Here is an 11,951-nt window from a genome sequence, read left to right as displayed (position 1 = left end):
GCAGCGGAGAGAAGCTCACCAGAAGCGTTCCGGCTCCTCCATGGGCGGACGGTCCGTGCCACCCCAGCGGTCGGCCTCGGCCTTCGCGGCATCCGCGGCCGCATCGGCACCGTGCAGCGCCCGCTTCGCCCCGGTCGCCCCCGGTCCGATCGGGTCGACGCGCAGCACCGTGCGCCCCGCACCGCCGATCGTCACCGTGCACTCGAGCACCCGCCCGATCCAGCGGGAGAACTCGCCGCGCACGTCGTCCGCGCGTCGGTAGCGGATGCCGGTGTCGAGGTCGACGACAGCCTGGACGACGGGCTCCTCGGTGAGGGGATCGATCTGCTCGATCACCTCGACCCGGTGGCCGTGGGCGATGGCGACCTGCGCGGTGATGACGAGCAATCTGTCCATGATTACACCCTACGAAACCCCTGCAGGAAGACAACCGGCTCATCGTCCAGAGAACTTTCGTAACTTTCTTTGTCCCCCAAATGGTGGACAAGACAGAATCGATGTACTCTGCTATATGTAGCGGGGGCTACGAGGCTGAGGACTGGGGAATCAGCCGATGAGTGCAGCGATATCTTCGCCGCCTCCCCAACCGTCCGGGTAGGGCGGTGGCCCTCTCGACGAGATCGTCTGGGGACGGGTCAGTCGGGAGGGCAAACCTCCCCCGCGCTTCGCTCGGCCGCCGCTTTCTTGCCCGCCGTCCTCGCCTCGTGCTACCGTTCGGCGATCGTGTTCCGATGAGAGGAGGTGTGACCCATGTACGCAAGAACCACCGTGGGCGCTCCCTCCGACAGTCCACGATCGCGCGACTGATACCGTCGCCCGAGGGAGCGCCCGCTCGCACATCGCGAAGGGCACTCCCATGCATTCCTCTTCCTCTTCTCCCCGCCCTGTCTCTCGGGCTCTCGTCCTGGCCGGCGCCGGAGCAGCCGGCAACGCCTGGCAGCTCGGGCTCATCGCCGGTCTCTCCGAAGCCGGCATCGAGCTCGTCGATGCCGATCTCATCGTCGGCACCTCGGCCGGATCGACCGTCGCCGCGCAGATCACCAGCGGCATCCGACCGGCTGACCTCCACGCCGCCATCCTCGCCGAGCCTCCACGCCCCGCGGCAGGTGCGGCACGACGTCCGATGATCTCGGGCCCGGCCTACATGCACTGGTCGGACGAGATCATCGCGTCTTCTGCGGATGCCGCCGACATGCGCCGCCGGATCGGTGCTGCCGCTCTCGCGCGTGACACCTCCGACGGCGCGGATGCCGCGCGCTGGCGGGAGATCGTGGCGCGGCGGCTCCCCCGCCACGAATGGCCGGAGCAGCGCGTGCTCATCCCCGCCGTCGACGCGCTGACCGGCGAGCCCGTGGTGTTCGACCGGGACAGCGACGTCGGCCTGGTGGATGCCGTCGCCGCCAGCACCTCGGCGATGACGCCCTACCGGGTCGGAGAGAGCCGGTACCTGAACGGCGGATACCGGCGCAGCTCGAACGCCGACCTCGCCACAGGGTACGACCGGGTCCTGATCCTCGAGCCGTTCGGCGGGAGGTCGCGTCAGCCGCTCACCTGGGGAATGGACCTCGCCGCACAGGTCGACGAGCTGCGATCCGGCGGAAGCATCGTCGAGACCGTCTTCCCGGATGCCGGCTCGGGCGACGTCTTCGATGCCAACGCCCTGGATCCTTCGACACGCCTTCCCGCCGCGCGCGGCGGCCACGCGCAGGGACGCGGGCTGGCGGCACGGCTCGCCGACTTCTGGAGCGTCTGACGGTCAGGCAGCGCCCGCTGTCGCGCCGGCCGTGCGGTCCGAGGGCAGCTGCCTGATGATCGCGTCGACCAGCTCCATCGTGCGCACGTTCTCCTGCGCACTCGGGTCCTCGCCGTTCAGGTCATCGGCGGCGAAGGACTCGATCTCATCGACGAAACCGCGCAGCACCAGATCCTGCGCGCCGCCCGACATCGTGCTCACGGCCGGCTCCATCACCGTGCGCTGTTCGAGCGGACGACGCCAGTCGGTGCCGCCGGCTGCTCCACGATGCACGACCAGCTCTCGCGTGTCGGTCATCGTCACCGTGCCGCGCTCACAGGTGATCGTCGCGACGTCGAGCTCGCTCGTGTGCCCCGGGCCGTCGGACAGGTGGAGGGTGCCGACGGCACCGGACCGCATGCGCAGGGTCACGAGCACCGTGCAGGCCACGGCGGTTCCGGAGAACGCGACGTCGACGCGCTCGACGTCGCCGAAGAGGTGGCGCGCGAGGTCGACGTGATGGATCGCCGCGAGTCGGATGAAGTCCGCAGGGGTCGGTGCGAACCCGCCGGCATCCGCACCGAAGCGCACCTCGAAGGAGAGCAGCTCTCCCAGCTCTGCGGCGGTCAGCAGCTCGTCGAGGGCGCGCACCGCAGGGGCGTAGCGCTTCATGAACGCCACTCGGAGCGCGACCCCTCGGCTCGCCGCGTGATCGGCGAGCACCTTCGCCTCGCCGGCATCGAGGCCGAGCGGCTTCTCGGCGAGCACGTGCATGCCCGCCTCGATCAGCTGGTCGACGATCCCGGGCTGATCGGACGGCTGGGCGCAGACGATCACCCGATCGAGGTGAGGAAGGTCGGCCACCAGGTCGCGGACGCTGCCGTACGGGCGCGCGGCCTCGAAGCCGGCACGCGCGAGGGTCACCGCGGAACGCTCGGCGTCACGGCTCGCCAGACCGATGATCGCGACCCCCGCGAGCGACGCCGCGGGCAGGAGGTTCGTCCGCGCATGGAAGCCCGTCCCGACGAAACCGACAGGGTGCATGACTGTGGCCTTTCCGAAGGGGCTCGGATCTCGCGACGGATGCCGGATCGCGCTCGCCCTTGCTGGTGCGGGATCAGCCTAGGTCAGGAGACAAAGGATTTGTATATGCATTCTGATTTCACATCTGTAAACTGGAGCGCATGACCGCTTCCGAGATCGCGACACAGGACAATTCCCGGGTCGAGTGGATCCGCTCCCGCATGGCGCTGCTGGCCGACGTGCGACAGGACCTCGCGCGCACGCGACCCTTCGCCGGCCACCGCATCGGCATGTCCCTGCACGTGGAGCCGAAGACCGCGGTCCTGGTCGAAACGCTCGCGGCCGGCGGCGCCGAGCTCATCGGCACCGGCAACTTCGGATCGACGCAGGACGACGTCGTCGAGTATCTGAACTCCCTGCCCGGCATCACGATCCACGGCCGTCGCGATGACACGCTGGCGCAGCACGAGGCCAACATCGCCGCCGTGCTCGACGGCGCCCCCGACATCATCCTCGACAACGGTGCCGATCTCGTCGCCGGACTCGTCGCACGCGGCACGACCGACACGGTGATCGGCGGGACCGAGGAGACCACCAGCGGCGGCGACCGCCTTCGCGGCGAGCTCGCCGGCGCGGTGCCGTTCCCGGTCATCGTGATCAACGACAGCCTCCTGAAGGCCATCGGCGAGAACAAGCACGCGGTCGGACAGTCGGCGGTCGAGAGCTTCATGCGTATCACGAACGCGATGGTCCCAGGGCGCCGCTTCGTGGTCTTCGGCTACGGCTGGTGCGGCCGCGGCGTCGCGCAGTACCTCCGGGCCCTCGGCGGTCGTGTCGCCGTGGTCGACACCGACGAGCTGAAGGCCTTCGAGGCGGCCCTCGACGGCTTCCGCGTCGGAGGCGCAGCCGACTTCGCCGCCTGGGGAGACGTGTTCATCACGGCGACGGGCCGCCCCGGCGTGCTCCCCTACGAGATCATCGAGCAGATGCACGACGGCGCCATCATCGGCAACGTCGGCCACTTCCCCTGGGAGATCGACGTCGAGACACTGCGCGCCAGAGCGACGTCGACCACCTCGCTCGGCTCCGCTCTCGACCGCATCGACCTCCCGCACGGCGGGCATGTCATCCTGCTGGCGAACGGGCGCATGTTCAACCTCGCAGGCACCGCGCCCAAGGGGAACTCGATCGAGTCGATGGATCTGGGATTCCTCCTGCAGACCCTGTCGCTCGTGCGCGTCGTCACCGACCGTTCTGCTCTCTCCCCAGGCCCCCAGCCCGTACCCGACGACATCGATCGCACGATCGCCCGGCGTATCCTGGCAGTCCTCGATTCCTCATCCTGACGACGGAGAGACGCCCTTGGTCGAACAGCAGCCCGACTATGCGGCGCCCGCCGTGGACAAGGCTCTCGACATCCTCGAGACGCTCGCCGCCGCGGCGGACGGACTCAGCCAGCTCGACATCGCGAAGGCGGTCGACCGCTCGCCCGGCCAGATCTTCCGGGTGCTGCTGCGGCTCGAGAAGCGCGGGTACCTCCATCGCGACCCGCAGAGCGGTCTGTACCAGCTGTCGATGCGCCTGTTCGATCTCGCGCATCGCCACGAGCCGACCCGGTCGCTCATCGCCGCCGCGATGCCGGCCATGCGGCGGGTCGCCGATGCGACACGGCAGTCCTGCAACCTCGGCGTGATCGACGAGGGCCGCGTGCGGATCATCGCGCAGGTCGAGAGCCCCGACGACTTCGGCTTCCATGTGCGGGTCGGGGCACTGTTCCCCCTCGACGGCACCGCCAGCGGGAACGTGCTCGCCGCGTTCAGCTCGGTCGCGCACACGGATGTCCCCGAGAGCGTGCTCGCGGACATCCGCCGCGACCGCCTGCTCGTCCGCCCCGACTCCGCCCAGCCGGGCATCACCGACATCGTGCACCCGATCCTGCGCAGCGGCCTCGACGAGGCGGTCGCCGCCCTGACCGTGCCGTACATCGCCACCAGCTACAGCAGGGTTCCCGCGGAAGACGTGTCTGCGGCCGCAGCCCGTGGCGCCCGCGAGATCGAACGCGCTCTCGGCATCTGAACGGGGGCGTGATCCCGCGTCAGCCCTGGGACCGGTAACGCGACCGCCCGGCGACGATGGTCTCGATCACCCGCGCATCGAGCAGCGATGCCGGTCCGTCGACGAACGGATCGGTGTCGAGGACGATGACGTCGGCGGCGAACCCCGGCACGATGCGGCCTCGCCAGTCGCCGTCGCCGACGGATGCCGCGGCGTCGCGCGTCGCGTGACCGATCGCCGCCGCGAGAGGCAGGGCGTACTGCGGATGCACGGCGGCGACCGAGCGGTCGAGCGCGGATGCGCGGGTCGACGCGACGTACATGTTCGCCAGCGCCTCGTGCGGGGCGGTCGGCGCATCCGTCGAGAACGCGAGCAGCGCTCCGGCGTCCTCGTACTCCGGCCACGGGAACGCACGGTCGACGCGTTCGTCGCCCAGCATCTCGGCCCAGTTGGCGAAGATGGCCGGGTCGCTGTGCACCGGTTGCATCGAGGCGGTGACCCCGAGCCGCGCCATCCGCTCCGCCGTGCCGGGGGCCGCGTACTCGAGATGCTCGATGCGGTGGCGACGCGGCCGGTCGCCGTTGACGGCGATCGCGTGCTCGATGGCATCGAGGGCGATCTCGCTCGCGTAGTCGCCGATCGCGTGCTGTGCGACCTGCAGGCCCGCGGCATCCGCCGCAGCGACGACCGGGTTCAGCTGCGCGACCGGCCAGATGGGCGCAGCATTCGTGCCGTCGGCGTACGGATGCCGCATCGCCGCGGTGCACGCGTCGATCACGCCGTCGAGGATCAGCTTGATGCCGACGACGCGGAACCACGGCGAGGATGCGTCGCGGGCGAGCTCGGCCGCACGCGCGACCTGCGCGAGGTTCTCGCTGTCGTCGCCCGTGTTGGTGATGAGCCAGTGCGCGGCGACGCGGATCGGCAGCTCTCCCCCGCGGCGCTCCTGCGCGCGCCGGAGGGCGGCGAGCCCGAACTCGTCGAACGCCATGTCGACCGCCCCAGTCACCCCGGCGGCGAGGTAGGCGTCGATCACCCGGTCCGCGTCGGCATCCCGATTGGCGTCGTTGGTGGTCGCGTCCCGGTGCGCCCAGGCGTACTGCGTCGCCGCGGTCTCGTACAGCAGTCCGGTCGGCTCCCCCGAGGCGTCCCGTGCGAAGTGGCCGCCGATCGGATCCGGGGTCTCACGGGTGATGCCGAGCTCGGCGAGGGCCGCGGTGTTGACCCAGCAGGAGTGGTAGTCGTTGGCATCGAGGTACACGGGGATGTCGGCGACGACGTCGTCGATCATGGCGGCCGTCGGCGCGCTGCCCGGGATCGAGTCGAAGAGCCAGCCCCTCCCGCGCAGCACGGTGGCACTCGGATCCGTCGCCCTCGCATCGCGCAGCAGCGCCTGGATGTCGTCGAGCGAGCGGGCGGCGGTGAGCGGCACCTGGCCGAGCGCCGCACCGGCCATCAGCAGGTGGGTGTGCGCATCGGTGAAGCCGGGCAGGACGAGCCGGCCCTCCAGGTCGACGGTCTCGTCCGCGTCGGGGGCACCGTCGGTGGATCCGACATATGTGATCGCGTCGCCATCGACCGTGAAGGCCTCGCCCCAGGCCTTCGTGGGGTCGGGATCGGCCGTGAAGATGCGTCCGTTGAGATAGCGAGTGGTCACGGTCGACCGTCCTTTCCGAGGGGCGTGCGCAGCAGTCCGGCGTAGAGCACCGCGGCGACGAGCATCCCGACCGGCACGGAGAGGTCGATGTAGCCGGTGAGCTCGGCGACGGGACCGCTCCAGACGCTCGTCGACAGGCACAGCGCGGTGGCGATGCCGCCCAGGAACAGCGCGGTGATTCCAGGGATGCTCCATCCTGCCGAGTACCAGAACCGGCCGCCGGGTCGGTCGTGGAAGAGATCGATGCCGTCGTAGGCGTAGCGACGCAGGACGACGTCGACGACGAAGATCGCCATGGCCGGTCCCGAGACGATGACGAGGAACTGGAGCATGAGGTTCGCGGCTTCCAGCAGGCTCGACGACAGGACGAGGTAGATCGTCAGCGCCGTGCCGACGACACCGACGATGATCGCCGCGGGGATGCGGCGAAGGCGGAAGCCGATCGCCTGCAGCGCCATGCTCGAGGTGTATGCCGTCATGGCGTTCAGCGCGATCGTGTTGATCACGACGCCGAGCACGAGGACCGGCCCGAGCCAGGAGGGAAGGAGGTCGATCAGCGCGACATCGATGCCGGTCGCGAAGGCGGCCTCGCTCAGACCTGTCGCGAGCAGCACGCCGACGGTCGTGAAGACGATGAACGGGATGGCACCGCCGAGGGCGGTGGCGGCCGCGATATGCGACGGCGTCGTCTCGCGCGGGAGGTAGCGGGCGATGTCGGGGCTGTTCATGAACGACAGCGGTGTCGACGCGAGGATCGTGAAGCCGATCGAGATCGCGGACCACAGGGTGGGACCGCTGAGCGTCTCGGGCGCCGAGTACTGCCAGTCGACGGTGGGCAGGATGAAGCCGGCGACGGCCAGGAAGATCACGAAGAGCGCTCCGGCCATGTACGGGTAGGCGCGCAGGATCAGTCCGTGACCGAAGATCGCGACCAGGATCGTGACGGCGGAGACCACGAGGGTCACGCCGATCGGCACCCAGATCGGGTCGTCGACCCCGATGCGGCGCAGCAGGTCGGCGCCGAGGAACGACGAGGCGAGCCAGGTCAGCGAGAGGAAGACCGCGCCGATGAACCATCCGACCACCGCGACGAAGAGCCGGTTGCCGAGGATGCCGTACATCGCCCTCGTGACGACCGAACCCGACGTGCCGGATGCCGGGCCGCTGCCGGCGATGACGCCCGGCAGGATCCAGAGCAGCGACGCGGCGACGATGACGGCGATCGCCTGCCAGATCTCGAGGCCGAGCAGGATGAGCGAGGCGCCGATCGTGAGGTTCAGGATGCTGACGCTGGGGGCCGCCCAGATCAGGAAGAGATCGCGCGCCCTGCCGTGCCGTTCGGCGTCGTCGATGAGCTCGATGCCGCGGGTCTCGGGGCGGGAGGCCGCGTCGAGGCCGTCGGTCTCGACGGTGGGTATCCGGGTCATGGAGTTCCTTTCGGGAGGAGAGCGCCATTGCTATTGGTCACATGCCCAATTGACTATTGGTCACTCATTCAATAGCATGGGTGGGGTGACGTCAAGCACTTCTTCTCCCACCGCCGCTGCGCGCACCCGCAAGCTCCCCGAGGAGCGGCGGGAGGACATCCTCGCCTGCGCCGCCGCGATCGCGATCGAGGAGGGACTCGAACGCATCACGCTGCGTGCGGTCGCCGCGCGGCTGGGCGTGCGCCCGGGCCTGATCACGCACTATTTCCCCGTCGCGGAAGACCTCGTGGTCGCCGCCTTCGCGCGCGCCGCGGTGATCGAGCGCGAGCAGTTCTTCACCACCGGCGGCACTCCCCTGCAGCGCCTGGCGCGCTTCGTGGATCACGTCGAGCGCGGCCGCTCGCTTCCCCTCGCCAGACTCTGGCTCAACGCCCGGCACCTCTCGCGATTCAGCCCGACGCTCGACGCCGAGCTGCAGATCCAGGACGCGCTCGACCGCGAGCGCCTGACGGCGATGCTCGACGACGGCGTGGCCTCGGGCGACTTCCCCGGCGCGGATGCCGAGGCCGCCTGCATCCGCATCCTCATCGCCCTCGACGGCGGCGGCTCGTACGTGAACTCGTCGGCGCCGATCGAGCATCCGGCGCACACGCGGGTGGTCGCGGATGTCGCGGAATGGGCGCTGGGCCTGAAGGCCGGGGCGCTGCGGGTGGCGATTGCGGCGTTGCCGACCTGAGGCGCTGCCGCCGATGTGCGTGCAAGATGTAGGGCATGACATCGACCACACCTTCCCCCACGCAGCTGCGTCTGATCATCGAGACCGACGACTTCGACACCGCCCTGCGGTTCTATCGGGACGTGCTCGGGATGCCGGAGCAGCTGGCCTACGCGACCGAAGACGATGATCGCGTGGCGATCCTGCACGTCGGCGTCGCGACGATCGAGCTGGCCACGCCGACGCACGCCCGGAACATCGACGACGTCGAAGGTGCACCGCGCACGCCGGGCGCCCTGCGGATCGCGTTGGAGGTCGATGACACCGAGCAGGCCGTCGCCGCGGCGCGAGCCGGCGGCGCCGAGCTGATCTCCCCGCCGGTCAAGACGCCGTTCCAGAGCCTCAACGCCCGCGTGCAGGGGCCGGCCGGCTGGCAGGTGACGTTCTTCCAGGAACTGGAGACGCTCGAGGAGCGCGCGGCACGCGAGGGCTTCACGACCGATGACGCGCGCGAACGCTGACGCCGCCGGTCACGGGCAACCGCTTCAGCGCTCGACGGAACTCTTCCAGCGTGCGGCCGAATCCCTGCAGGAAGCCGGGTGGACGTGCGAGCCTCCTGCGCCCACGGAAGAGGACGTTCCTTCCGCGCTGCGCACGGCATCCGAACCGGTGATCCGCTGGGTGTCCTCGTTCTCACTCCTGTCGAACTCAGACGAGACGGTGTGGTTCTTATCCCGTGACGACTACTCGACCGGTGCGGAGGGTGCGTTCGCCTGGAACGAGTGGGAACAGTTGAGCATCCAGGCTGCGATAACGGATGCTGAGGCGGAAGCGGTCTCCCGTTTCTGGAAGCACCACTTGCCCATCCTGCTTTCCGTGCGCAACGGCTACGAGTACCTCGCAGTGCGAGACGATGGAGCAGTCGTCCACGGAACGGAGCCGGAGTTCGAAGAGGTGGATGTCGTTTTCTCGCACTTCGAGGATCTGCTGAGGCACATCATCGCGCGGCCGGCCCGACTCGATCACGTCGTCGACAGATTGCTGTTCGATGCCACCAGCTTCCCCGGTGCGACGCCAGACCACTAGCTCGCGGGGGTAGCCTCTTCGTCGATGAGGAACGCGATGGGATCAGTCATCCTGACGCCCCACCTGGATCGGGTCTGTGGCGCCGTCTGGCGTCACGACCTCCCAACGCAGATCCGGCGTTCCGAGCGGGATGAGCGGGTCGATCCATTCGGCCACGACTTCGACGATGGCGTCTTCGAGTTGTGCTCGAGACCATTCCCGGGGTCGGCTCGGAACCGCGGGCTCCCAGCCTTCCTCACCCCAGATCACGCCGAACAGCTCCCGTTCATCGCCGAGTTGCCGGTCGAGGCCGAACGAGTCGGCACCCTCGAAACGCGCCCACACGCCGAACGACCCCTCGGCATCCTGGTCGACGAACACGTCGATCAGCACCCCATCCACGCCAGCGGTCGCTGCGCGATGGAGAACGGAGAGTCGAGCCGCGGTGGACTTGGATGCCTGGTCGAGCACGGCTCTCAGCGCATCACGGTATTCGACGGTTCCCACCGGAGCAGTTTATCGACGGCGCTTCGGGAGCCTACGTGATGCACGCTCACACGCAACTCCCCCGTGCCCCGGTCGGACACCGGGAGCGCTCGGCGGAGCGGTCTTCCGGTTACGATCCTGGTGTGATCGATACATCCCGACTCCATCTGCGGCGGCCGCGCGAGGCCGACGTCGATGCGGTCTTCGCCTATCGGTCGAGCCCTGATGTGGCCCGGTACCTGCGCGCCGGCCCGTGGACGCGCGAACACACGGTGAGTGAACTCGCTTCGTACGCCACCGCCCGATTCGCTGGCCCTGGTGACGAACTGGTACTGGTCGTCGAGATTCTCGAGACCGGCGACGTAGTGGGAGAAGTGGGGCTGGTCTGGCTCCGCGACGAAGACGCCGAGATCGGATATGTCTTCAATCCACGCTTCGGCGGGAAGGGCCTCGCGACAGAGGCCGTGGGTGCTGTCCTGACGGCGGCTCGCAACGACTGGGGTTTCGCGCGAGTGATTGCGAAGACCGACGCCCTCAACGCGTCCTCACGTGCGCTGTGCGAGCGGTTGGGCATGACTCTGGTCGCGACGGCGCTGACAACGGACGGGCGCAACGTCGAGGAAACCACCTACGCCGTGCCCGCATCCACTACGCCATGACGAGAAACGTGCAACAGTCTCTGGCGGACCCGTCAAGCAGCCGATGGCTCGAGGACAGTGAGCCCTCGAAAACCAATCGCCGCCGTGTCTTGGTCTGAGCCTGGAACGAGAAAAAGCCCCGGAGATCCGCGTGTTTCCGCGGTTCTCCGGGGCTTAATGGTCGGGCTGACAGGATTTGAACCTGCGACCCCTTGACCCCCAGTCAAGTGCGCTACCAAGCTGCGCCACAGCCCGTTGTTCCGCACTTCCGCGCGGGCAACTCCCCTATCTTAGCCTGACCGGACGGCGCTCCGCGAACTGGCGCATTGCGGGTGTCGGAGGCTCGGCGTAGCGTGCGGTCCATGGCGACGATCACGACCGAGGTGGCGACCACCGCCCGCTGGGATGACGTTCAGCACGCACTCACCGGAGGTGGAGACGGCGCGAGCTGTCAGTGCATCTGGCCGGTGCTGAGCAACAAGGACTGGAACGAGACGACCACTCCGCAGCGCACCGAGATGTTCCGCGCCGAGATCGATGACGGGCCTCCGCCCGGGATCATCGCCTACGTCGACGGCGAGGCGGCGGGGTGGATCCGCATCGGTCCGCGAACGAAGCAGGCGCGTGTCCCGCGCACACGCATCATTGCCGCCGCATCGACCGAGCCATTCGACGACGAGTCAGTCTGGGCCGTGACGTGCTTCGTCGTGCGGCGAGAGCATCGCGGCACAGGTCTCAACCTCGAGTTGCTGCACGCCGCGGTCGACTACGCGCGGAAATCGGGCGCTCGGCTGATCGAGGGCTACCCCGTCGACACACGGGGCGAGAAACAGCGCGCGAACGACCTGTTCCACGGCACGCTCGGCACTTTCCTCGCCGCCGGATTCTCCGAGACCACCGAGCTCAAGCCGGGGCGCACGCTCGTGACGCTGGATCTCCGCTCATGAGCGACGAATCGCATCTCCCCGCCGCGATGGGTAAGGTGGCGCGCCGGGAACTCGCCATCCACGGGTGGACGCGCCTCGATCAGCTCGACGCCGCATCAGAAAAAGAGCTGCTCGCGATCCATGGCGTGGGGCCGAAGGCGATCCGCATCCTCCGCGAGCACCTCGAACGGGACGGCCGGATGCTGGCGCCCTGACCGGGCACTAGC

General features: G+C 68.8%; 14 protein-coding genes and 1 tRNA gene. 9 read left to right on the top strand and 6 right to left on the bottom strand.

Annotated features, from left to right (window positions below):
- Window positions 1–15: 15 nt before the first annotated feature.
- Window positions 16–396, bottom strand: coding sequence for a hypothetical protein (locus tag MRBLWH11_RS12775; RefSeq protein WP_116636786.1), 381 nt, complete (start codon window positions 394–396; stop codon window positions 16–18).
- A 460-nt stretch (window positions 397–856) separates the two neighbouring features.
- Here MRBLWH11_RS12775 and MRBLWH11_RS12770 point away from each other — a divergent pair, with 460 nt between their 5' ends.
- Window positions 857–1,753 carry a patatin-like phospholipase family protein gene (locus tag MRBLWH11_RS12770; RefSeq protein WP_341945145.1) on the top strand — a complete coding sequence of 299 codons (897 nt, stop codon included), beginning with the start codon at window positions 857–859 and terminating at the stop codon, window positions 1,751–1,753.
- 3 nt (window positions 1,754–1,756) lie between these two features.
- Here the strand turns inward: MRBLWH11_RS12770 and MRBLWH11_RS12765 are convergent, their stop codons facing one another.
- Window positions 1,757–2,776: a Gfo/Idh/MocA family oxidoreductase gene (locus MRBLWH11_RS12765; protein ID WP_341945144.1), complete on the bottom strand. Its 1,020-nt coding sequence runs from the start codon at window positions 2,774–2,776 to the stop codon at window positions 1,757–1,759.
- 140 nt (window positions 2,777–2,916) lie between these two features.
- Here MRBLWH11_RS12765 and MRBLWH11_RS12760 point away from each other — a divergent pair, with 140 nt between their 5' ends.
- Together MRBLWH11_RS12760 and MRBLWH11_RS12755 are read left to right on the top strand one after the other, a co-directional pair.
- A complete protein-coding gene (locus MRBLWH11_RS12760; RefSeq protein ID WP_341945143.1) occupies window positions 2,917–4,101 on the top strand; it encodes an adenosylhomocysteinase in 1,185 nt (394 codons plus the stop codon).
- A 16-nt stretch (window positions 4,102–4,117) separates the two neighbouring features.
- Window positions 4,118–4,831: a helix-turn-helix domain-containing protein gene (locus MRBLWH11_RS12755; RefSeq protein WP_341945142.1), complete on the top strand. Its 714-nt coding sequence runs from the start codon at window positions 4,118–4,120 to the stop codon at window positions 4,829–4,831.
- 19 nt (window positions 4,832–4,850) lie between these two features.
- Here the strand turns inward: MRBLWH11_RS12755 and MRBLWH11_RS12750 are convergent, their stop codons facing one another.
- Together MRBLWH11_RS12750 and MRBLWH11_RS12745 are read right to left on the bottom strand one after the other, a co-directional pair.
- Complete coding sequence (locus MRBLWH11_RS12750; protein ID WP_341945141.1) at window positions 4,851–6,467, bottom strand: amidohydrolase; 1,617 nt, start codon at window positions 6,465–6,467, stop codon at window positions 4,851–4,853.
- Entirely contained in the window at window positions 6,464–7,894 is a 1,431-nt protein-coding gene (locus MRBLWH11_RS12745) for a cytosine permease (RefSeq protein WP_341945140.1), read from the bottom strand. The genes MRBLWH11_RS12750 and MRBLWH11_RS12745 overlap by 4 nt, the downstream gene beginning before the upstream one ends.
- Window positions 7,895–7,970: 76 nt before the next feature.
- Between MRBLWH11_RS12745 and MRBLWH11_RS12740 the strand changes: the two genes are divergently transcribed.
- Genes MRBLWH11_RS12740 through MRBLWH11_RS12730 form a run of 3 tightly spaced genes read left to right on the top strand, consistent with a single transcriptional unit; the run spans window position 7,971 to window position 9,695 of the window.
- Complete coding sequence (locus tag MRBLWH11_RS12740; RefSeq protein ID WP_341945139.1) at window positions 7,971–8,630, top strand: TetR/AcrR family transcriptional regulator; 660 nt, start codon at window positions 7,971–7,973, stop codon at window positions 8,628–8,630.
- A 35-nt stretch (window positions 8,631–8,665) separates the two neighbouring features.
- A complete protein-coding gene (locus MRBLWH11_RS12735) occupies window positions 8,666–9,130 on the top strand; it encodes a VOC family protein (protein WP_341945138.1) in 465 nt (154 codons plus the stop codon).
- Entirely contained in the window at window positions 9,111–9,695 is a 585-nt protein-coding gene (locus MRBLWH11_RS12730; RefSeq protein WP_341945137.1) for a hypothetical protein, read from the top strand. Before MRBLWH11_RS12735 ends, MRBLWH11_RS12730 begins: the two co-directional genes overlap by 20 nt.
- A 42-nt stretch (window positions 9,696–9,737) precedes the next feature.
- Here MRBLWH11_RS12730 and MRBLWH11_RS12725 read toward each other — a convergent pair whose 3' ends face one another.
- Window positions 9,738–10,181: a DUF6389 family protein gene (locus MRBLWH11_RS12725; protein ID WP_341945136.1), complete on the bottom strand. Its 444-nt coding sequence runs from the start codon at window positions 10,179–10,181 to the stop codon at window positions 9,738–9,740.
- 122 nt (window positions 10,182–10,303) lie between these two features.
- Here MRBLWH11_RS12725 and MRBLWH11_RS12720 point away from each other — a divergent pair, with 122 nt between their 5' ends.
- Window positions 10,304–10,819 (top strand): GNAT family N-acetyltransferase, encoded by a 516-nt coding sequence (locus MRBLWH11_RS12720; RefSeq protein WP_341945135.1) that lies wholly within the window; start codon window positions 10,304–10,306, stop codon window positions 10,817–10,819.
- 157 nt (window positions 10,820–10,976) lie between these two features.
- On the opposite strand, the gene MRBLWH11_RS12715 is transcribed toward MRBLWH11_RS12720, so the two are convergent.
- Window positions 10,977–11,053: transfer RNA gene (locus MRBLWH11_RS12715), tRNA-Pro, on the bottom strand.
- A 107-nt stretch (window positions 11,054–11,160) separates the two neighbouring features.
- On the opposite strand from MRBLWH11_RS12715, the gene MRBLWH11_RS12710 reads away from it, so the two are divergent.
- Together MRBLWH11_RS12710 and MRBLWH11_RS12705 are read left to right on the top strand one after the other, a co-directional pair.
- Entirely contained in the window at window positions 11,161–11,745 is a 585-nt protein-coding gene (locus MRBLWH11_RS12710) for a GNAT family N-acetyltransferase (RefSeq protein WP_341945134.1), read from the top strand.
- Window positions 11,742–11,939, top strand: a complete 198-nt coding sequence (locus MRBLWH11_RS12705) for a hypothetical protein (RefSeq protein ID WP_341945133.1) — start codon at window positions 11,742–11,744, stop codon at window positions 11,937–11,939. Before MRBLWH11_RS12710 ends, MRBLWH11_RS12705 begins: the two co-directional genes overlap by 4 nt.
- Window positions 11,940–11,951: the final 12 nt, after the last annotated feature.

Source organism: Microbacterium sp. LWH11-1.2, from assembly GCF_038397745.1.
In the GTDB taxonomy this organism is placed as follows: Bacteria; Actinomycetota; Actinomycetes; order Actinomycetales; family Microbacteriaceae; genus Microbacterium.
Note: the sequence above shows the minus strand (reverse complement) of the source record. Positions and strands in the feature narration are given on the sequence as shown.